15 protein-coding genes and 1 pseudogene are annotated in these 20,606 nt (G+C 65.0%); 3 read left to right on the top strand and 13 right to left on the bottom strand.

Translation table 11 applies throughout. The annotated features are described in order from the left end of the window. Window positions 1-17: 17 nt before the first annotated feature. The gene (locus CLU85_RS12675) at window positions 18-1,436 is read left to right on the top strand and encodes a PLP-dependent aminotransferase family protein (RefSeq protein ID WP_100412526.1); all 1,419 of its coding nucleotides are present in this window, start codon (window positions 18-20) and stop codon (window positions 1,434-1,436) included. Between the two features lie 131 nt (window positions 1,437-1,567). Here the strand turns inward: CLU85_RS12675 and CLU85_RS12670 are convergent, their stop codons facing one another. The 9 genes and pseudogenes from CLU85_RS12670 to CLU85_RS12630 all read right to left on the bottom strand — a co-directional run bounded on the left by CLU85_RS12670 (window position 1,568) and on the right by CLU85_RS12630 (window position 10,500). Then, the gene (locus tag CLU85_RS12670) at window positions 1,568-2,242 is read right to left on the bottom strand and encodes a GntR family transcriptional regulator (RefSeq protein ID WP_100410570.1); all 675 of its coding nucleotides are present in this window, start codon (window positions 2,240-2,242) and stop codon (window positions 1,568-1,570) included. A gap of 86 nt (window positions 2,243-2,328) precedes the next feature. After that, on the bottom strand, window positions 2,329-3,354 hold the full coding sequence (locus tag CLU85_RS12665) for a TRAP transporter substrate-binding protein (protein WP_100410569.1): 1,026 nt from the start codon (window positions 3,352-3,354) through the stop codon (window positions 2,329-2,331). Between the two features lie 57 nt (window positions 3,355-3,411). Beyond that, a pseudogene (locus CLU85_RS12660) lies at window positions 3,412-4,676 on the bottom strand (TRAP transporter large permease). A gap of 57 nt (window positions 4,677-4,733) precedes the next feature. Continuing rightward, the gene (locus tag CLU85_RS12655; protein ID WP_232727812.1) at window positions 4,734-5,378 is read right to left on the bottom strand and encodes a TRAP transporter small permease; all 645 of its coding nucleotides are present in this window, start codon (window positions 5,376-5,378) and stop codon (window positions 4,734-4,736) included. 169 nt (window positions 5,379-5,547) lie between these two features. Then, window positions 5,548-6,882, bottom strand: a complete 1,335-nt coding sequence (locus tag CLU85_RS12650) for an FAD/NAD(P)-binding oxidoreductase (protein WP_100410568.1) — start codon at window positions 6,880-6,882, stop codon at window positions 5,548-5,550. Further along, entirely contained in the window at window positions 6,879-7,163 is a 285-nt protein-coding gene (locus CLU85_RS12645; RefSeq protein ID WP_100410567.1) for a (2Fe-2S)-binding protein, read from the bottom strand. The genes CLU85_RS12650 and CLU85_RS12645 overlap by 4 nt, the downstream gene beginning before the upstream one ends. Further along, entirely contained in the window at window positions 7,160-8,275 is a 1,116-nt protein-coding gene (locus CLU85_RS12640) for an FAD-binding oxidoreductase (RefSeq protein WP_100410566.1), read from the bottom strand. Before CLU85_RS12640 ends, CLU85_RS12645 begins: the two co-directional genes overlap by 4 nt. A gap of 178 nt (window positions 8,276-8,453) precedes the next feature. Next, window positions 8,454-9,389, bottom strand: coding sequence for a 4-hydroxyproline epimerase (locus CLU85_RS12635; protein WP_100410565.1), 936 nt, complete (start codon window positions 9,387-9,389; stop codon window positions 8,454-8,456). A 193-nt stretch (window positions 9,390-9,582) separates the two neighbouring features. After that, window positions 9,583-10,500 (bottom strand): dihydrodipicolinate synthase family protein, encoded by a 918-nt coding sequence (locus CLU85_RS12630; protein WP_100410564.1) that lies wholly within the window; start codon window positions 10,498-10,500, stop codon window positions 9,583-9,585. A 327-nt stretch (window positions 10,501-10,827) separates the two neighbouring features. Here CLU85_RS12630 and alaS point away from each other — a divergent pair, with 327 nt between their 5' ends. Both alaS and CLU85_RS12620 read left to right on the top strand, forming a co-directional pair. Continuing rightward, window positions 10,828-13,455 (top strand): alanine--tRNA ligase, encoded by a 2,628-nt coding sequence (gene alaS, locus CLU85_RS12625; protein WP_100410563.1) that lies wholly within the window; start codon window positions 10,828-10,830, stop codon window positions 13,453-13,455. Between the two features lie 100 nt (window positions 13,456-13,555). Next, window positions 13,556-16,534: an HD domain-containing phosphohydrolase gene (locus CLU85_RS12620; protein ID WP_100410562.1), complete on the top strand. Its 2,979-nt coding sequence runs from the start codon at window positions 13,556-13,558 to the stop codon at window positions 16,532-16,534. 75 nt (window positions 16,535-16,609) lie between these two features. Here the strand turns inward: CLU85_RS12620 and CLU85_RS12615 are convergent, their stop codons facing one another. From CLU85_RS12615 to CLU85_RS12600, 4 genes are read right to left on the bottom strand one after another with little or no spacing between them, the layout of a single operon-like run. Next, window positions 16,610-17,665, bottom strand: a complete 1,056-nt coding sequence (locus CLU85_RS12615; RefSeq protein ID WP_100410561.1) for a GGDEF domain-containing protein — start codon at window positions 17,663-17,665, stop codon at window positions 16,610-16,612. 38 nt (window positions 17,666-17,703) lie between these two features. Next, complete coding sequence (trmB, locus tag CLU85_RS12610; protein ID WP_100410560.1) at window positions 17,704-18,501, bottom strand: tRNA (guanosine(46)-N7)-methyltransferase TrmB; 798 nt, start codon at window positions 18,499-18,501, stop codon at window positions 17,704-17,706. Next, a complete protein-coding gene (gene gluQRS / locus CLU85_RS12605) occupies window positions 18,459-19,442 on the bottom strand; it encodes a tRNA glutamyl-Q(34) synthetase GluQRS (protein WP_100410559.1) in 984 nt (327 codons plus the stop codon). The genes trmB and gluQRS overlap by 43 nt, the downstream gene beginning before the upstream one ends. Further along, window positions 19,439-20,443 (bottom strand): FAD-dependent oxidoreductase, encoded by a 1,005-nt coding sequence (locus CLU85_RS12600; RefSeq protein WP_100412524.1) that lies wholly within the window; start codon window positions 20,441-20,443, stop codon window positions 19,439-19,441. Before CLU85_RS12600 ends, gluQRS begins: the two co-directional genes overlap by 4 nt. Window positions 20,444-20,606 lie beyond the last annotated feature (163 nt).

Below are 20,606 nucleotides of genomic sequence, written 5' to 3'. Positions count from 1 at the left end.
CCTTTTTTGCCCTCCTGATGCTCACTCTCAGCCCGGACCTCCAGACACCTCTGGTCAGCCAGATCGTCGATGGGCTGCGAGGCCTCATTGCCGGACAGGTTCTTAAACCCGGCAGCAAACTCCCGTCCATCCGTGCTTTTGCTGCGGCCCACGGCGTAAGCGTATTCACCGTGGTCGAGGCTTACGACCGTCTGGTGGCGCAGGGTTGGCTGGTGTCGCGGTCCAATGCGGGCTTTTTTGTGAAACGAAGGGGCGACGAAGGCGCTGTGCCCGGTGCTGGTGCGCCAGAGCGGCCTGTGCCCCGTTTTGATGCGCGCTGGTACCTCAAACAAATTTTTGAAAATCGCAACCTGCCCATGAAACCGGGCTGTGGCTGGCTGCCACATGACTGGCTGTTTAGCGATGCGGTCAAACGCAGCATGCGCCAGCTTTCGTCCGACGGCCCCGAGCTGGACGGCTACGGACTGCCCCACGGCCACATGGCGCTGCGCATGGTGGTGGCCGAGTCGTTGGCGGAGCACCATTTGGCGGTGGATGCCGACCAAGTGCTGCTCACGCAAGGCTCCAGCCAGGCGCTGGATCTGGTGGCTCGTCGCCTGGTGAAGCCGGGCGATGTGGTGCTGGTGGACGACCCTGGCTATCCCAACTTGTTGTTCATGCTGCGTTTTGCAGGTGCTCACCCTGTGGGGGTTCCGCGCACGGCCACGGGCTATGACCTGGTGGCGCTGGAGGCCCTGCTGGCAGAGCACCGGCCCACGGTGTTCTTCACCCAGCCGCGCCTGCAAAGCCCCACGTGCTCGGTGGCGTCGGTGGCGCAGCTGCACCGCCTGCTGCAGCTGGCAGAGCAGCACGGCTTCATGCTGGTGGAGAACGACATTTACGCCGACATGGACACGGGTGTGCGCCCCTCGCTGGCCAGCCTGGACCAGCTCAACCGCGTGATTTACCTGGGCAGTTTCTCCAAGACGATTTCGCCCAACCTGCGCACCGGCTTTCTGGCGGCGCGGCGCGATCTGCTGGATGAGCTGGTGCAGCTCAAGATGATTTCGGGTCTGACCTCGTCAGAGATCACCGAGCGCATCACCTTTGGCGTGGTGACCGATGGCCGCTGGCGCAAGCACCTCAAGTCGCTGCGCGAGCGCCTGGCCGAGGCACACCGCTCGGTGGGGCGGCGCCTGCTGAACCTCGGGTTCGAGCTGTTCCACGAGCCCGAAGCGGGCATGTACCTGTGGGCGCGCCACCCCGACCTGCCCGACAGCGCCGAGCTGTCGAAGGAGGCCACGGGTGCGGGCATCATGCTCGGGCCGGGTCAGCTGTTTCTGGTGGAGCCGCGCCCCACGGGCTGGCTGCGCTTTAACGTGGCTTTCAGCCAGGACGAGCGCATGTGGCATTTTCTGGAGCAGCGCATCGTGCTGGGCCAGCAGGTGGTGGAATAGGCTCCGATCTCCGAGGCGGGGGATTTTGGGTGTTTTTGGGCGGTAGTGCAGGTAGATAAAGCGCTGGTAGCTATAAAAATAATAGCAAATTTACCCCAAAGGCAACGACCTTACACGCCGCAGTGGCCCCTTTACCGGTCAATGATGCGCCGTGCAAACCGCTCGAGGTATTCCATCAATTGTTCTGCGCCCGCCATGGCCTGGGCCTCGTCACCGCTGGCGATGCCCTGCGCCAGTTGCATGTGCGCGCGGGCGCCTTCCGACACTTCGCCTTCGTGCTGGTAGGCGTACCAAAAGCGCCTGCATTGCACGATGAGCGGCGCCACGCACTTCACGGCCGAGTGGTTCTGGCTGGCCTGGTGGGTGACGAGGTCCAGCGCGTGGTCTGCCAGCATGTAGTCGTCCAGGTGGCCGCGCGCTGCAGCCTCCACCATGTTTTCAGCGCAGCGCACGATGGCCTGGCGCTGCGGTGCGGTGGCGCGGCGTGCGGCGTTGGAGGCCAGCAGGCGCTCCAGCACGCGGCGGGTCTGGATGACATCCAGGTGGTCTGCCAGGTCGATGTGTGACACCAGCAAGCCGCGCCGGGGCTGCTGCACGATGAGGCCGATGGACACCATGCGCAGCAGCGCCTCGCGCACCGGCGTGCGGCCCAGGCCCGTGCTGTCAGCGATTTCGGCCTCCACCACGGGGCTGCCCGGCAGCAGCTGCAGCGTGGAGATCATGGTCTCGATGGCGTCGTAGGCCACGTCCGCCGCGCGCCGCTTGGGCGCTGGTTCTCGCTGGGGGGAGGGGCTGCGGAGTGTCATCGGGCGTGGAGGGCGGGGCGTGGCGGGAGGCCGCATCTTAGGCGAACGCCCTTTGATGCAGCCTTCGCGGGTCTGCCGTGTTCCTGTCAGAGGGTTGCGCCCGCCTTGCGCAGCTCGGCAATCTGCGGCGCCTTGGGCAGCCAGAGTTTGTCGAACTCCTGAATGATGCCGTCGGGGTTGAACGATGACGCCGTCTTGAAGGCGATGGACGTGCCCTTGAACTTCTCGATCAGGCCGGCTTCGGTGGTCACGATGTCATTGATCTGCGCATCCAGCGATTGGGCCACCAGCTTGCGGATCAGGTCCTTGTCCTTGGCGTCCAGCCCTTGCCAGATGCGGCCCGATACCAGCGGCGCAAACGGCATGAACAGGGCGTTCATCTGCAGCAGGGTCTTGGCCACCTTGTCAAAACGCTGGTTCCACGAGAACTCGATGTCGGCCTCCAGCCCATCGACCTGGCCGTTGCTCATGGCGTCAAACACCTGGGGCGTGGGGATGGGCGTGGGGGCGGCGCCCAGCATTTGATAAAAGTCGCGGTAAACGGGCGTGGGGTTGATGCGCAGCTTCATGCCCTTGATGTCGGTGGGCACGTTGATGTCCTTGGTGGAGAACACCGCGCGCATGCCGGTGATGCCCCAGCCCAGGCCGATGGTGCCTGTCTCGCGCGGCAGCACTTCGAGCAGTTTGGTGGCGGCCGGGTGCTTGACCAGCTTGGCCACGGCCGGTGTGGAGCGCACCAGGTACGGCGCGTTGATGGAGGCAATGCTGGCCACCCGTGAGCCCAGTTCGGCCGCCTGGATCCAGCCCATGTCAAGCGCGCCGGACTGCAGCTGCTGCATCATGGCCGCCTCGTTGCCCAACTGGCCCGAGTGGAAAACCGTGGCGCTCAGGCGGCCGTCGGTTTCCTTCTTCAGCGCCTCGCCAAACTGCAGTGCGGCGCGGTTCCATGAGTGGCCGGCGGGCGTGATCAGGCCCAGTCGAAACTCTTTGGCGTCAGCGGCGCGCACCAGTGCCGGAAAGCCCAGCCCCGTGACGGTGGCCGCGGCTACGGCGTGGCGCTGGATGAAATGGCGGCGGGTGAGGGTACTGGTGTCGGCGGGCGTGGTCGTCATGGTGAACTCCGTGTGAAGAAACGTGGGGAGGGGACGGGGGATTTGCCGGGCGGCTGGCTACTTGAGCAAACCGAGCGACAGGCTGGGGAACAGCGACAACATCACCAGCGCCACGCAGCTGATGATGAAAAATGGCAAGGTCACGATGAACATCTTTCCGGGCTTGGCTCCGGTGACGGCCGACGCGACAAAGAAGCTCAGACCCACGGGTGGGGTCATCAGCCCCAGCACCAGGTTGACGACGATCACCACGCCAAAATGGCGCGGGTCGATGTGATAGACCTCAGTGGCGATCGGCAGCAGGATCGGTGCCGTCATGATGAGACCGGGGATGCCGTCGATCACCGTGCCGATCACCAGCAGGATGACGTTGGTGAGCAGCAAAAAGGTGACTGGGTCGTGCGCTACGGTCTGCACCCAGGCTGCCACCATCTGCGGCACCTTGCCGTAGATCAGCAGCCACGAGAACACGGCGGCTGCCGCCACCAGAAACAGCACGATGGCCGAGTAGATGGCCGAGCGCAGCAAGATGGCTGGCATGGCACTGAAGCGGAACTCTTTGGTCACGTAGCGGCCCACCAGGGCCGAGACCAGTGCGCCCACTGCGGCGGACTCGGTGGGGTTGGCCAGGCCGCTCAGGATGGAGCCCACGATGATGATCGGGATCAGCAACGTGGGGCTGGCCTGCACCACGGTGCGTGCGCGCTGGGCCAGCGTGCGCTTCTCGCTGCGCGGGTAGTTGTAGACCAGGCCCATGAGCGCGATCACGACAAAGAACATGGCCGTGAGCAGTACGCCGGGCAGGATGCCCGCAATCAGCATGTCGCCTACGGCCACCTGGGCCAGCACGCTATAGACCACGAACATCACCGAGGGCGGGATGATCGGCCCCAACATGCCGCCATACACCGTGAGGCCGGCCGCAAAGGTCTTGTCGTAGCCCTGCTTTTCCATCTCGGGCACCATGACCTGCGACATGATCGCCACTTGCGCGGTGGCCGAGCCGATGATGGACGACACCAGCATGTTGGCCAAAATGTTCACATAGGCCAGGCCGCCCTTGACCGAGCCGATGAAGGCCATCGACAGGTCCACCAGCCGCCGCGTGATGCCCCCGCTGTTCATGATCTCGCCGATCAGGATGAACAAGGGGATGGCGATGAGGCCGTAGCTGTCCACCCCCCGAACATCTGCATGGGGAACGACTGGAACAGCACCGGGCTGCCAATGCTGAGGATGTACACCGCACCCGACAGGCACAGGCACACCCCGATGGGCACGCCCACCATCAATGCGGCGAGAAAGAACAGGGTGGTGATCATGGTGGCGCTCTGGTGGGGCGTTGGTGGGGTGATTGGCGTGCGTGGCGTGCTTGGTGGTCAATTCACGGCGTCGGCGTTGAGCACGTCGAAGCCCGCGTGTTTCACGCGCTCGGCCGCGCCCATGTCTTCGAGCAGGTTGGCCAGGGCATGCACGCTGAACGTGGCGGAGAAGATCGGCAGGATGAGCTGCAGCACCCAGGTCGGCCAGTTCAGCGTCTGGGTGCGTTCGGTGTAGAGAAAGTTGAAGCTCTCGGCCGCAAACTCCTTGGCGTCAAAGCCATAACGCGCAATGCCCACCGGGTCCATCCACACCCAGCACATCGCCAGCATCGCCAGGCCAAACAGCAGCACGCCCGATGTCGCCACCCCCTTGAACACCTTGGCGCCCCGTGCGCCGAGGTGGTCGGTGAGCATGGTCACGGCAAAGTCCATGCGCAGCCGCGTCATGACCGAGGCGCCCACAAAGGTCAGCCAGACCACGGTGTACACCGCCGCCTCGTCCACCCAGTAGAGGGGTACGCCGGTGTATCGCGTCACCACGTTGAGCAGGATCAGCCCCACCAGCAGCGTCATGAGGGCGGTGAGCACCAGCCGTTCGATGCGCAGCACCTGCGTGGACAGTGCTTGCACCCAGCGAACGGGTGCGCGTGGCGTGTGTGGCACGCGGGCTGGTGGGGCAGGGGGACTGTGGAGGGTGGACATGGTGTGGGGCGGAGGAAAAGTGCTTGCCGGTGGACGTTGAAGAAGCGCGCGCCTGTCTAATATCTAATTAATATATTTAAAAGCAAGATAGATGCCTGCGGGGTGCGGGTAAGCCCTGAAGAAGCGTGTGCGCGAGGGGTTGGCGGGGCGCTTGTCAGCTATCAGCCCGTCAGGCCAAAGTGGCCTTGGCGGGCGCAGGCTCGGGCACGGGAGTGCAAGTGGCCAGCGTGCCAATGCGCGCTGGCGCCAGCAGATGGCGGGGCGCGGTAGGGGCCCAGCCAAACAGGTGCTGTGCCGCGGCGCCGCAAATGCGCCCCTGGCAGGCGCCCATGCCGCAGCGGGTGTGGAGCTTGGCGTCGATCCAGCCCTGGCGCCCTGTCAATTGCGCAAAGGGAACGTCCTCGCAGCGGCACACCAGGGTGTCGGGCTGTGCCAGTGTCTTGAGTGCTTCGTTCAGCGAAAAAGAGGCCTGCAGCGCCTGCGCAAAGCCCTCCCAGCGTGCCAGTTGCGGGCGGAGGGCCAGCGCCTGTTGCACCTGCCCTGCGGCTGCATGGCCCGCCATGGCACCCTGAACCAGTGCGCGTTCGCTGCCGCCAAAGCCGGTGCTTTCACCCGCAGCAAACACCCCGGGCACGCTGGTGCGCATGTGGGCATCCACCGCCAGCCCAAGGCCATCGCTCAGGGGCCCGCCCAGTGCGCAGCCCAGCATTTGACCCAGCTGGGTGTTGGGCACCAGGCCAAAACCGCAGGCCAGGCGGTCGCAGGCCATGGTTTCTTCTGCGTGCTGACCTGTGCGCAGGCGCACGGTCTGCACCTGGTCGGTGCCTTGCGCCTCCAGCACGTGGGTGCTGGCCCGCAGCGATGGGTTCAGCAGGGTGAAGGCCTGCATTGCCTTGGCGGGCCAGCGCGCCAGCTGCGCTGCAAAGCCAGCGAGGGCGCTCCATGGTGCCTGCTCTGCCACGCGCACCACTGTGGCGCCCGCTTGGGTGGCGGTGGCCGCGGCGGCCAGCAGCAGCGGGCCCGTGCCAGCGATGACGATGCGCTGGCCGCGCACATCCAGGCCCGCTTTGATGAGCGCCTGTAAACCGCCTGCACCGGTCACGCCGGGCAGCATCCAACCGGGGAAGGGCAGCAACAATTCGCGCGCGCCGGTGCACAGCACGATGCGGTGGCTGTGCTGGGTCCAGCCCTGTTCGGCATCCTCCAGTAGCAGGGCGGGGGCTTTGTCTTGCGGGTGCGGGTCTCCCAGGCCCACTACCCGAGTCGCGTTCAGCAGGCGCACACTGGCGTGTTGTGCCAGGGCAGAGCGATGGTGCTGTGCGATGGCGGGCAGTGCCACCGCCGGGCCGTCGCGCCAGATCTGGCCTCCCGCCTGGGGGTTGTCGTCCACGATGGTGATTGACGCACCGCTGGGCGCTGCGGCCAGTGCTGCAGCCATGCCCGCAGGGCCAGCGCCGATGATGAGGATGTCGCAGTGTTCGTGCACTGTGGGGGACTGAGTCATGGCGTTGCACTCCCAGGGGCCGTGCCGACATCGGTGTGGATCAACATACCGTCGGCGCAGACCGTCTGACACGCCAGGCGGGTACGGCCGTTGATGCGCACCCGGCATTCGTGGCACACACCCATGCCGCACAGCGGTGCCCTGGGCGCGCCAGTGATTGATGTGCGAGCGGTGCCTGGTGCTTGCTGCGCCAGCGCGGCGGCGACGCTGGTGCCCGCGCGCGCCTGCAGAGGCACGCCGTTCACCACGATCTGTACAACGGTTGAATGGGATGGGTTCATGGCCTGCCCGAGCCAGCAAAACGTGCGGGCGCATACGGTGCGGTGTCGATCAGCGGAGTGCTCCCGGTGATCTGTGCCGCCAGCAGCTGTGCGGTAGCAGGGGCCGTGGTCACCCCCAGCCCTTCATGGCCCACGGCCAGCCACAGGTGCGGGTGTTCGGGGTGCGGGCCAATCAGGGGCAGGCTGTCGGGTGTGGCGGCACGAAACCCGGTCCAGGTGCGGATGGCGTTGAGCTCGGCCAGGCCCGGCAGGTAGTCGAGCGCACGTTGCAGCATGCGCGCCAGCACGGCGTTGTTGACGGTGGGGTCTGTGGTGTCGAATTCGCGCGACGAGCCGATCAGCAATTGCCCGGTGGGCCGGGGCTGCACATTGAAGGCCACCGAGGTTCCATCGCTGTGGTGGGCGCTGGTGATGTAGCCCAGTTCCACCAACTGGTGGTGCACGGTGCCGGGGTAGCGGTCGGTGATGACGAGGTGGCCCTTTTTGGGGCGCAGCGGCAGGCCGGGGCACAGTTGTGGGGCGTGCATGCCGCTGGCAAGCACGACGGCGCCTGCGCTGCGCCGGCTGCCATCGCGCAGGGTGACTGTATGGCCGTCAATGTGCGTGGCTTGGGCTTGCTCAAACACGACCTGGCCGTGCGCTGCGGCCTGGTCCAGCAGCCACTGGGCCGCGCGCGGGGCATAGACCACGCTGTCGCCCTGCACCCTGAGTGCGCCCGCCATACCGGGGCGCAGCGCGGGCTCTGCCCGGGCCAGGGCGGCGGCGTCGAGCATCTCGCAGGCGATGCCATGCGCTTGCAATGTGGTGCGCTTGTCGTATGCGGCCTGCAGTTCGGCGTCGTTGGCGGCCAGCCACAGCGTGCCGCAGGCGGTGAAGGCACAGCCCGCATCCATGTGGGGCGCCCAGGCGTGCCAGAGGTCCAGCGATGTCTGGCTCAGTGCCAGTTCGGCCGGGTTGTCGTCCATCACCACCAGGTGGCCCATGCCTGCAGCCGTGGCCCCGCCGAGGCGCGCATCGATGACATGCACCGACAGCCCGGCCCGCGCCAGCGCATGGGCACAGGCCGCGCCCACGATGCCAGCGCCAATCACAAGGACATCGGTGTGTTGCATGGGGAGAAACGACAAGGCGCGACGGGTTGCGGTGGTTGGCCCTGAAACATCAGTCTGTGTATTGCCTGCAATCGCTGAAACGGGCGCAGGGCCATCGCGCGGACGGCCAGCAAGGGCCGCCCCGCAGCAAAGGCCGTCGTCCCCCTGGGGGGAAGGCGCGAAGCGACACAGGGGGGCTTCACAGCCGGATTCCCCAACCGAAAGGGTCGCTGTCTTCGATGAGCAGTGTGGCCTCGGCGCTCATGTGGGCGCGGCCGCGCAGGGTGGGGATGACCTTGCCATCGTCCTGCAGCGTGTAACTGGCCTCGAACTGGCTGCCAATGATGCTGGCTTGGCGCCAGACGGCGCCCGGTGCCAGCTTGCCGTCTGCGGCCAGGCAGGCCACCTTGGCGCTGGTGCCCGTGCCGCAGGGCGATCGGTCATACGCCTTGCCGGGGCACAGCACGTAGTTGCGGCTGTCCGCTTGGTCGTCATCGGCGAACAGCTCAATGTGGTCGATCTCGCCGCCGTTGTCGCCGCGAATGCCCTGGTCTTTGAGAGCCTGCTGCACGGCGCAGCTGTAGTCCATCAAGGCCTCCAGGTTGTTGCTGGCCACGCGCTGGCCGTGTTCAGAGATCAAGAAGAACCAGTTGCCGCCCCAGGCCACATCGCCCACCACGCGCCCGTAGCCGGGCACATCGATGGCCAATGCATGGTGCAGCCGGTAGGCGGGCACGTTGCGCACGCTGACGGAGCCATCGGTGTGCAGTGTGGTGGTCACGGTGCCCACCGGTGTTTCAATGCGGTGCTCGCCGGGCGTGATGCGGCCCAGGTAGGCCAGTGATGCAATGAGCCCGATGGTGCCGTGGCCACACATGCCCAGGTAGCCGCTGTTGTTGAAGAAGATCACGCCCGCTGCGTTGGCCGGGTCTTGCGGTGCACAGAGCAGGGCGCCCACCACCACGTCGCTGCCTCGCGGCTCCAGCACGGTGGCGGCCCGCCAGGCATCGTGGCGCTCCGCCAGCAGCGCACGCCGTTCGGACATGGTGCCGGTGCCCAGGTCAGGAAAACCGTCGATGACAAGCCGGGTGGGCTCGCCGCCGGTGTGGGAGTCGATCACTTGGATGCGTTGCATGGTGTTGGGCTGCGTTGCTGCTGAGAAGCGGTGTGGGGTCGTCGTGAGTTTTCGCTATTTTGGGTGTTTCCACGCCAGTTCGTCCTGAGCCTGTCGATGGGCTTTTATCGACATGCGTGCACTGGCCCCGACAGGCTCTGTCCGGACGGCTGGTGGCTGGTGAGGAGCGCGGTGAGCAACACCCGCCTGCGCTTTAAGCCACAGACTGGTATTTTGTGGGGCGCGTGGCCAGTGCCTTGCTCACCACACTCTCCACAAACGCGCGCTCCTCACCCACCAGCGGCAGGCGCGGGCGGCGCATGTGCTCGGTGCCCACGCCCACCAGTGCATCGATGAGCTTGAGGTTCTGCACCAGCTTGTTCGAAACATCCAGGTGCAGCATGGGCGTCATCCACTGGTACAGCGGCAACGCTTCGGCAAATTTGCCGGCCTTCATCAGGTCGTACAAAGCCACCGTTTCACGTGGGAACGCGCAGCCCACGCCCGCCAGCAGGCCGTCGCAGCCCAGGGCCAGGCCTTCGTAGGCCAGATCATCCACGCCCAAAAAGAGCTGGTAGCGGTCGCCCAAGGTGTTGCGCAGGTCGGTGATGCGGCGGATGTCGCCCGTGCTCTCCTTGATGGCGGCGATCCATTCGCAGTCGGCCAGCTCCACCATGTGCTCGGGCTTCAGGTCCACGCGGTAGGCCACGGGGTTGTTGTAGACCATGAGGGGGCGCTGGGCAGCGCCCGCCATGGCGCGCACGTTGGCCATGGCCTCACGGGCGTCTGCCACGTAGATGACCGAAGGCATCACCATGTAGCCCGCCACGCCCAGTTGGTTGCCGCCATCTATGTAGCGCAGGGCGTCGCGGGTGCTGGTTTCGGACACATTGGCCAGCACGGGCACGCGGCCGTCGGCGGCTTCGAGAGCGATCTTCGCGACCTGGAGCTTCTCTTCGAGAGACAGCGTACTGGCCTCACCCAGCGAGCCGCAGGTGACCAGGCCATGGATACCGTTGCGGATCTGGAAGTCGATGTGCCGCGCCGTGCCTTCGGCGTCGATGGATTCATCGGCGTGGAACTTGGTGGTGATGGCGGGGAAGATGCCTTGCCAGCGGGGTTGGTGGTTCACGGGGGCTCCTTGGGGGCGGATGAAGCAGTTCGCTTCGGTTGAGTTATTAATATATTAACAAGATATTTAATCGGCGCAAGCGGTTTTTGGAGCGGTTGCGAACGATCCACCCCACCCGTTGCCTGCCGAATGCATCTTTTGTTCCCAATGGCGCAAGCTCCTGTTGCGGTACTCCGCAGCCTGCACACCCGCGCTGTCGCCATACCGCCACGGGCCTGCAGGTCGCAAACCTATAATGAAAGGTTGGTCCCCATAGGGGCAGCGACAGGCCACGCACAGGCGCGGGTCCTGCGCCCTGCCTGCTCCGTGCAACCACTCCACAACACCATGAGCAATCCCACTTTTTCTGTCGCTGACATCCGCAAGTCCTTCCTGGATTTCTTCGTCTCCAAGGGCCACACCATCGTCCCATCGAGCCCGCTGGTGCCCGGCAACGACCCCACGCTGATGTTCACCAACTCGGGCATGGTGCAGTTCAAGGACGTGTTCCTGGGCACCGACAAGCGCTCGTACAACCGCGCGGTGTCAGTGCAGGCCTGCCTGCGTGCGGGTGGCAAGCACAACGACCTGGAGAACGTGGGCTACACCGCGCGCCACCACACGTTTTTTGAAATGCTGGGCAACTGGTCGTTTGGCGACTACTTCAAGCGCGAATCGCTCAAGTGGGCGTGGGAGCTGCTGACCGAGGTCTACAAGCTGCCGCCCGAGCGCCTGCTGGCCACGGTCTATCAGGAAGACGACGAGGCCTACGACATCTGGACCAAGGAAATCGGCCTGCCGCCCGAGCGCGTGATCCGTATCGGCGACAACAAGGGTGGCCGCTACAAGTCCGACAACTTCTGGATGATGGCCGACACCGGCCCCTGCGGCCCGTGCAGCGAAATCTTCTACGACCACGGTGACCACATCCCCGGCGGCCCCCCAGGCAGCCCCGATGAAGACGGCGACCGTTTCATCGAGATCTGGAACAACGTGTTCATGCAGTTCGACATGGACGAGAGCGGCAAGGTCACGCCGCTGCCCGCGCCTTGCGTGGACACTGGCATGGGCCTGGAGCGACTGGCTGCCATCCTGCAGCACGTGCACAGCAACTACGAGATCGACCTGTTCGATGCCCTCATCAAGGCCGCTGGCCGCGAGACCGGCGTGGCCGACCTCAACCACAAGAGCCTGCGCGTGATCGCCGACCACATCCGCGCCACCGCGTTTTTGGTGAGCGACGGCGTGATCCCCAGCAACGAAGGCCGCGGCTACGTGCAGCGTCGCATCGTGCGGCGCGCTATCCGCCATGGCTACAAGCTGGGCAAGAAGACCCCGTTCTTCCACAAGCTGGTGGCCGACCTGGTGCGCCTGATGGGTGACGCCTACCCATCGCTGCGCGAGCAAGAGCAGCGCATCACCGAAGTGCTGAAGGTGGAAGAAGAGCGCTTCTTTGAAACGCTGGCCAATGGCATGGAAATCCTGGACGCCACCCTGGATGGCGGTGCCAAGGTGCTGCCCGGCGACGTGGCGTTCAAGCTGCACGACACCTACGGCTTCCCGCTCGACCTGACCAACGATGTGTGCCGCGAGCGCGACGTGGAAGTGGACGAAGCTGGCTTCAAGACCGCCATGGAAAAGCAGAAGGCCCAGGCCCGCGCTGCAGGCAAGTTCAAGATGGACAAGGCGCTGGATTACACCGGTGATGTCAACCGCTTCACGGGCTACGAAAATCTTGCAGAGACTGCAAAAATCGTAGCTATCTACGTAAATGGGACAAGCGCTGCGGCCCTAAAAAATGGTCAAACCGGGGTGGTCGTACTCGACACAACCCCCTTCTACGCCGAAAGCGGCGGACAGGTGGGTGACGAAGGCGTCATCACCAGCGGCTCGGCCCGTTTTGCGGTGGGCGACACGCTCAAGATCAAGGCCGATGTGTTTGGCCACCACGGCACGCTCGAAGAGGGCACGCTGAACGTGGGCGACACGGTGCTGGCCCAGGTGAACACCGCAGTGCGCGCCGCCACCGTGCGCAACCACTCGGTCACGCACATCATGCACAAGGCCCTGCGCGAAGTGCTGGGCAGCCATGTGCAGCAAAAGGGCAGCCTGGTCAACGCCGACCGCACGCGTTTTGACTTCACACACAACGGCGCCGTCACGGCGGCCGAGATCCGCGAGATCGAGCGCCGCGTGAACGAGGAAATCCTGGCCAACCAGCCTACGCAGGCCCGCGTGATGGACATCGAGTCGGCCCAGAAGACCGGCGCCATGATGCTGTTTGGCGAGAAGTACGGCGAAACCGTGCGCGTGCTCGACATCGGCACCAGCCGCGAGCTTTGCGGCGGCACCCACGTGCAGCGCACGGGCGATATCGGCCTGTTCAAGGTGGTGGGCGAGGGCGGCGTGGCCGCTGGCATCCGCCGCATTGAGGCTGTGACCGGTGTCAACGCTCTGGCCTACTTGCAGAACCTGGAAGACACCGTGAACCAGGCTGCCAGCACCCTGAAGGCGCCGGTGGCTGAGCTGAACGGTCGTATCACCCAAGCGCTGGACAACGCCCGTGTGCTGGAGAAGGAAGTGGCTGCGCTCAAGGGCAAGCTCGCCTCCAACCAGGGCGATGAGCTGGTCAACCAGGCCGTGGAGATCAAAGGTATCAAGGTGCTGGCCGCTGCGCTGCCGGGGGCTGATGCCAAGACACTGCGCGACACCATGGACAAGCTCAAGGACAAGCTCAAGACCGCTGCCATCGTGTTGGCGGCCGTGGACGGCGACAAGGTGCAGATCGCAGCCGGTATCACAGCCGACAGCGTGGGCAAGGTCAAGGCGGGCGAACTGGTGAACTTTGTAGCCCAGCAAGTCGGCGGCAAGGGCGGCGGTAAGCCCGACATGGCGATGGCGGGTGGCACGGATGCCTCCAAGCTGCCTGCCGCACTGGCTTCGGTGACGGGCTGGGTGACGCAACAACTGGGCTGATGCCCTCGGCTACCACGGCGGCGCGGGCCGCTGTGGTTTGTCGGACTTGCTTGCCAAATAGGGGTGACGGAAAACCGGCTTTCCCCCTACATTCGAGCGCATGGACAGCCTGCGCAACAGCCCGCAAGAACCACCCTCTGTCGCCAGCCATGGCGGTGCCTCGGCCTTCCAGCCGCGGGCTGACGATGGTTCCTGGTGGCGCCGCATCACGATTCCTTTTGAGGTGTTGATTGCCACGGTGGTGGTCACGGCCATGCTGCTGCTGACCGTGCTGCTGGTCTACCAGGTCAGTACCAGCGCCCGCCAGGCCATCATTGCTGCGTCGGACGACAGTGCGCTGCGCATCAGCCAGTTGATTACCGAACGGGTGCACCGTATCGTGGACCCGGCGGACGCCACCATCCGCCTTTTGGCGTTTGACCCGGTGACTACCGCAGGGACACTGCCGGCGCGGCTGCGCCGCCTGCCGATGCTGGCGCGGCTGGTGGAGCAAAACCAGCTGCTGTCGGCGGTTTTCATTGGTTATCCCGACGGGCAGTTTCTGCTTGTGCGTCCCCTGCGGAACGACGCCTTGCGCGTGCGTCTGGATGCGCCACCGAAGACAGCGTACCTGGTGCAGTCCATGTCCCGTGAGCGCGCAGGCGAGGGCCTGGTGGGGCGCTGGAGCTACTACGACACCCAATTGCGCCTGATCCATTCGTCCGTCCGCCCCGAATACCGTTACGACCCTCGCACCCGGCCCTGGTACGCCGAGGCTGCCGAAAGGAACACCCAGATACTCACCGCACCCTATGTGTTTTTCACCACACAGGAAGTGGGTGTCACGCTGAGCCAGCCCAACGAAGATGGGCGCGCCGTGATCGGACTGGATGTGGCGCTGACGGATCTGGGACGCGAGATTGGGGAGCTGCGCTTGTTGCCCCGCACTGAAGTCGCGGTGGTGGACCAGGATCTCCGTGTCCTGGCTTATCCGGACATGGCGCGTGTGCTTGTGAAGGACGGAGATGCACCCACGCTGCGGTTGCGTGAGCTTGCGGACTTGGGCGTCGATAGTCTTCTTGCCGCGCAAACGCTGGGACTGAAAGAAGGCGAGTCTCGGCGGCTGGAGGCCGGTGGTGAGGAGTGGTTGGCCCGTGCCTTGCCTTTGGAGTCGATGCGCTGGCGGGGGCTTCAGATGCTGATCACCATTCCTACGAAGGAGCTGTTGGCCGGGGTGAACGAGAACCTGCGGCGCCAGGTGTGGCTGTCGGTGTCGCTCATCGGTCTCATGCTGCCCTTCGGGTGGTTGGCGGGACGGCGGGTGGGGCGCAGTCTGTTTGGGCTGGCTTCGCAGGCGCGGGCGCTGGCCCGGTTTGATTTTCGGCGTCCCGAGCGGCGGGTGTCGCCCGTGCGCGAGGTGCGTGATCTGGGGCTCGTGATGGACCGCATGTCGGACACCATCCAGGAGTTTCTGCACATCACGCACCACATCAGCGCCGAGTCGCGCACGGACCTGATGCTGTCCAGCGTGTTGTATGAACTGGTGCGTGCCACCAGTTGTACGGGCGGTGCCGTTTATCTGGTGGAACCCCAACGCACCGGGCTGCTGCGTGCCGCCCGCTATTGCGAAGACCCGGAACAGCAGTCGCGCTACCCGGATCACCTGGGAATGGTGCACTTCATCAACCATGCCGAGGTGCAGGCGGGGGATCAGCACGAGGATGACGATGAGACCTTGCACCCGCGTGTACTGCGCGTGCAGTTGCGCACAAGGGATGGGCATCCCTTGGGGCTGCTGGTGCTGCGCTACGGGGCGGACCAGCTGCAGGACGACGTGCATTTTCGTGCGTTTGTCGAGAAACTGTCAGGCACCCTGTCTGTGGCCATTGAAACGCGTAGCCTGATTGAGGGGCAGAAAAAGTTGCTCGACGCGGTCATCCGCCTGCTGGCAGACGCGATCGACGCCAAGAGCCCTTATACGGGCGGGCACTGCGAGCGGGTGCCGCAATTGGCCGAGTCGCTGATGCAGCGCATGTGCGAGGCCAAGGAGGGACCCTTTGCGCAGGTCGCCATGACCGATGCGGAGCGCTACGAGTTCCGCCTGGGTGCCTGGCTGCATGACTGCGGCAAGGTCACCAGCCCGGAGCACATCATCGACAAGGCGACCAAGTTGGAGACGCTGTACAACCGCATCCACGAGGTGCGTATGCGGTTTGAAGTGCTGTGGCGCGATGCCGAACTGGACTATTGGAAGCAGCAGGTGGCGGGTGTCGATCCGGTACGCCTGCAGCGTGAGTTGCTGCAGCTGCGTGAGCGCCTGCAAGAAGACTTTGCGTTTGTAGCCCGCAGCAATGTGGGCGGTGAGTTCATGGCCGGTGCAGATATGCAGCGATTGGCCGCCATCGGCAGGCAGGTGTGGCAACGGCATTTTGATGACCGGCTGGGCCTGTCGGCGGCAGAGTTGTTGCGGCTGGCCTCGGTGCCGGTGCGCCCCCTGCCCGCCAACGAGCCGCTGCTGGCCGACCGGCCTGAGCACATCGTGCCTTGGGGCGCCCGCAAGCCGCCGGTGGAGGTGGGCAATCCGGCCAACCATTGGGGCTTTGACATGGTGCTGCCGCCGCAGGAGGCGCACCTGGGCGAGCTGCATAACCTGTCGATCCAGCGCGGCACGCTCACGGCGGAGGATCGTTTCAAGATCAACGACCATATCGTGCAGACCATCATCATGCTCAGTGGCTTGCCGTTTCCACCGCATCTGGCGCGTGTGCCTCACATTGCGGGCTCGCACCATGAAAAGCTGGATGGCACGGGTTATCCGCGCAGATTGAAAGCCGCAGACCTTACCCTGGCAGACCGTGTGATGACGCTGGCCGACATCTTTGAGGCATTGACGGCCGCAGACCGCCCTTACAAACCACCCAAAACCTTGTCCGAGTCGCTCAAGATCATGACCCACATGGTGCGTGATCGGCACATCGATGCCGATGTGTTTCGCTTCTTCTTGACCAGCGGAGTCTGGCGCGAGTATGCCGAGCGCTTTCTGGCGCCTGCGCAACACGATGGGGTGGATGTGGACACCATTCTGGCGTCGCTGGCCTGAGCCACAGGGGTTGTTCAACGCCCGGCAGCGGGATGTCGGCATGCATGCGCTTGCGCGCCTAGTGCAACGCGCGCGTCAGAACAGTTCGACGTCGTCGTTGGCGACCTTGGGCGTGAGTTGGCCGCTGGCCACCAGGTCATCGTAGAAGCAGACCTGGTTGCGGCCATGTTCTTTGGCGTAGTAGAGCGCCTGGTCAGCCTGCCCGAGGATTTCTACCGGCGAGCCTTTGGTGGTGCCGACAAACCCCAGGCTCACGGTAACCTGGCCCACTTGAGGAAAGGGGTACTCCTGCACGGCCAGGCGAAAACGGTTGAACACTTTGTGGGCCGTGCTCAGTGTGGTCGAGCGCAATAGCACCACGAACTCCTCGCCGCCAAAGCGGAAGATGCGGTCGTGGCTGCGGAACGAACTGCGCAAAATGTTGGCGATCAGGATCAGTACCTCGTCGCCATAGAGGTGACCAAAGCGGTCGTTGACCTGCTTGAAGTGGTCAATGTCCACAACGGCCAGCCACTGCTGTACGGGCTTGTGTTCGCTGGCTGCAGGGCTTTCATCGGTGACAAAAGATTCGTTGGCTGCGCTTGCGCGACTGGCCAGCCCGCTCATCGTGTGGCGTGAGAACTGTTCGTCGAAGGTCTTGCGGTTAAAGAGCCCTGTGAGTGCATCGCGCTCGCTGTAGTCGAGCAGGCTCTGGTAGTTTTGGTACACCTGAAACACACCCATGAGCACGTCGAGCTTGTGGGCTGAGAAGGGTCGCGACTGCGTGATCTCCAGGCAGGTGCTGACCTTGTCGTGCATCCACACCGGCAGCCACAGCACATAGCGGCCCTTGCGGGGTGAGGCCAGCGCGCTTTCGCCGTGGGTGTCCACGCAGCCGCGCAGCGCGGGGTAGTTGTCCAGCGGTTCGCGGCGCGGGTCTGCTGCAGCCTCCGAATCGGTGGAGACCAGCTGGCCGTTGTCCACCCAGGTGCGCGGGCGCACAAAGGGCACCCCTGCGTCGGAGAAAAGCTCCAGGGCCCGCACTTCGGTGATGCTGCTGAGCTTTTGCAGCGTGGACAACACCGACACCTCCAGCCGCAGGTGATCGCGGTGACCGGTCATCTCCACCAGGTTTTGCAGGATGGGTTTCATGGGCGGTGTTTGGCGGGCCGGTCGGGGCATATGGGTGGTCAGTTGCGGCGAACGAACACCACATCCCACACCCCGTGTCCCAACCGCAGGCCGCGATTTTCGAACTTGGTCAGGGGGCGGTAGTCGGGTTGTGGGGCAAAGCCGGTGGCGGTGTTTTGAAGCAATGGCTCGGCGCTGAGCACTTGCAGCATTTGTTCTGCGTAAGGTTGCCAGTCGGTGGCGCAATGCAGGTAGCCGCCGGGTTTGAGGCGGGCGGCCAGCTTGGCCACCAGCGGAGACTGGATCAGGCGACGCTTGTTGTGTTTGGTCTTGTGCCAGGGGTCCGGGAAGAAGATGTGAACGCCATCCAGGCTGCCCTCGGGCAGCATGTGGTCAATGACCTCCACCGCGTCGTGCTGCAGGATGCGGATATTGGTCAGGTTCTGCTCGCCAATGCGCTTGAGCAAGGCACCCACGCCAGGTTCATGCACTTCGCAGCACAGGAAATTGTCGCCAGGACGCACGCCAGCGATGTGGGCCGTGGCCTCGCCCATGCCAAAGCCGATTTCAAGCACCAGCGGGGCATTGCGGGCAAAGGCGGCTACTGCGTCAAGCGGGGCCGGGGCATAGGGAAGCACAAAACGGGGGCCAAGGTCTTCAAAGGCCTTGGCCTGGCCGGTGGTGGTGCGGCCTGCGCGGCGCACAAAACTCTTGATGGTTTTGGGGTGGGTGACGCCTGCTGGCGCTGCACCAGGAGCGGATGGGGCTGCAGCGGGCGCAGCGCTCGGGAGGGAGGGGGCAATGGTCGGTTCGGTCACGATGAGCCATTGTAGTTTCGTCCCCATGCCGTAACCCATAGCGTGAGGGCCTCCGAGATGCAAATGTGGTGCGGATGCTCCAGTGGTGGCAACCCCAGCACGCGGGCCGCTTGTGACAATGCCGATACCGGATGGCGCAGGTCCAGGGCCTGGGCACCGTTTTGCTTGGACAGCTTCTCCCCGTTGTCGCCGCAGACCAGTGGCGTGTGCAGATAGCGGGGCGTGGACAGCCCCAGGGCCTGTTGCAGCAGGATCTGGCGCGGTGTGTTGTCTGCCAGGTCTGCGCCTCGCACCACATCGGTGATGCCCTGGTCTGCGTCGTCCACCACCACGGCGAGCTGATAAGCCCAGAGCCCATCGGCACGGTGCAGCACAAAGTCGCCCACGGTGCGGGCCACGTCTTGCTGCTGCAGGCCCAGGCGGCGGTCACGCCACTGCAGTTCATCCGCGTTGTTTGCTATTGAATATGTAGCTGCTTGTGCTTGTGCAACATGCGCTACAGGCTGTTTTTTCTTAAATTCGGTGGCATTGAAGCGCCAGGAGCGCCCGGTGCGGCCCTGCAGTCCGTGGCGACAGGTGCCGGGGTAGGGGAGCGCTGCGTGGCGCTCACGGGCATGGCCCAGCGCGGCCTGGGCGTCTTCAATGTCCTTGCGCGAACAGGCGCAGGGGTAGGCGTTGCCCTGCGCCATCAACTGCTCCAGCGCTCGCTGGTAGAGCGTTCCACGGACTGACTGCCATTGGGGCGGGGCATCCGGAATCAGGCCGCAGGTGGCCAGTTGTTGCAGGATGAAGGCGTCGGCGCCGGGCACGCAGCGGGGCTGGTCTACATCTTCAATGCGCACCAGCCATCGGCCATGGTGCGCCCGCGCATCCAGCCAGCTGGCAAGCGCGGCCACCAGCGAGCCCGCATGCAGCGGGCCCGTGGGCGAGGGGGCAAACCGGCCCACGTAGCGCTGACCAGCGCCCGCGTCCACGGTCATGCCACGGCGAGTGCCAGCTCCAGGCCCGACACAAAGGCGTCTTCCACCCGGTGCCCCAGGCACCAGTCGCCACAGGCGCCCAGGCCCATGGTGGCATCCCACAAATGGCTGCGGCCCAGTGCGTGTGTGGTCTGGGCATAGCGCCAGCGGCGGGTGTCGGCGTGGGCCGGCGTGGCGCGGATGCCGGTGACTTCGGCAAACGCCTTGATCAGTTTGGCCTGCACACGGGCTTCGTCGTCTTCCAGGTGCTCGGCCGACCAAGCGGGGCTGGCCTGTACCGTCCAGCGTTCGACCATGTTGCGGCCGGGTTTGGAGGACTCGCGCGCCAGCCAGGCAATGCGGTGGTGGGTGCTGCGTGCGGCATTCCACTGGGGGCCGAGCGTGGTCAGGCCTGGGCGCACGGCCTGCGGGTAGGCGAGCATCAGTGTCCAGCAGGGGGCAATGGCTACTGTGGACAGGGCATCGGTCAGCGAGGTGTCCACGGCTGAGCTGGCCAGCAGGGCCTGGGCGGGCACCGAAGGCTGGGCCAGCAGCACGGCGTCAAAGCCGGCATAGACATGCTGGCTGCCCGCAGGCCCCTCGGTGCGCAGTTGCCAGCCGGGGGCATTCAGGGAATCGGGTTCGATGGCGGTGACGCGGGTGTGGGTGATCAGCTGGCCGGCCTTGAGCAGCGGCTCGGCCCAGGCGCCCACCAGGGACTGCATGCCCGGGCTCGCCACCCAGTGCGCTTCGCGGTGGGGCAGGCCGGCTGCGGCCACGCGCCCTGCGGCGTCGAGCACCTGCACAGAATTGGCGCTCCAGCGCTTGCAGATGCCAGGCACGGTGTCGATGGCGCGGGCAAAACGTGGATCGCGCACCGTGAAATATTGGGCGCCCGCATCAAAGTTGCCAAAAGGGGTGTCGATGGTGGCGGTGCGGCCGCCCGCCTGGGAGGACTTCTCGAACACGGTCACGCGGTGCCCGGCTTGCACCAGCGTGCGTGCGCAGGCAATGCCGGCCATGCCTGCGCCGATGATGGCGAAATGGCGCTGGGGTTTGCCGGATGGGGTGGTGGGCGCCGCAGCAGGGGTTGCTTGGACAGGGGCGCTGGTGCGTCGGAGCCGTTTGGCGGGGAGAGGATCAGGTTTGCTCATGGAAGGCCTTTCGGTGACGGTCGGCAGGTGA

This window comes from Acidovorax sp. 69, assembly GCF_002797445.1.
GTDB lineage: Bacteria > Pseudomonadota > Gammaproteobacteria > Burkholderiales > Burkholderiaceae_C > Acidovorax.
The sequence above is the reverse complement of the archived record's forward strand: the minus strand, read 5'-3'. Positions and strand labels throughout refer to the sequence as shown.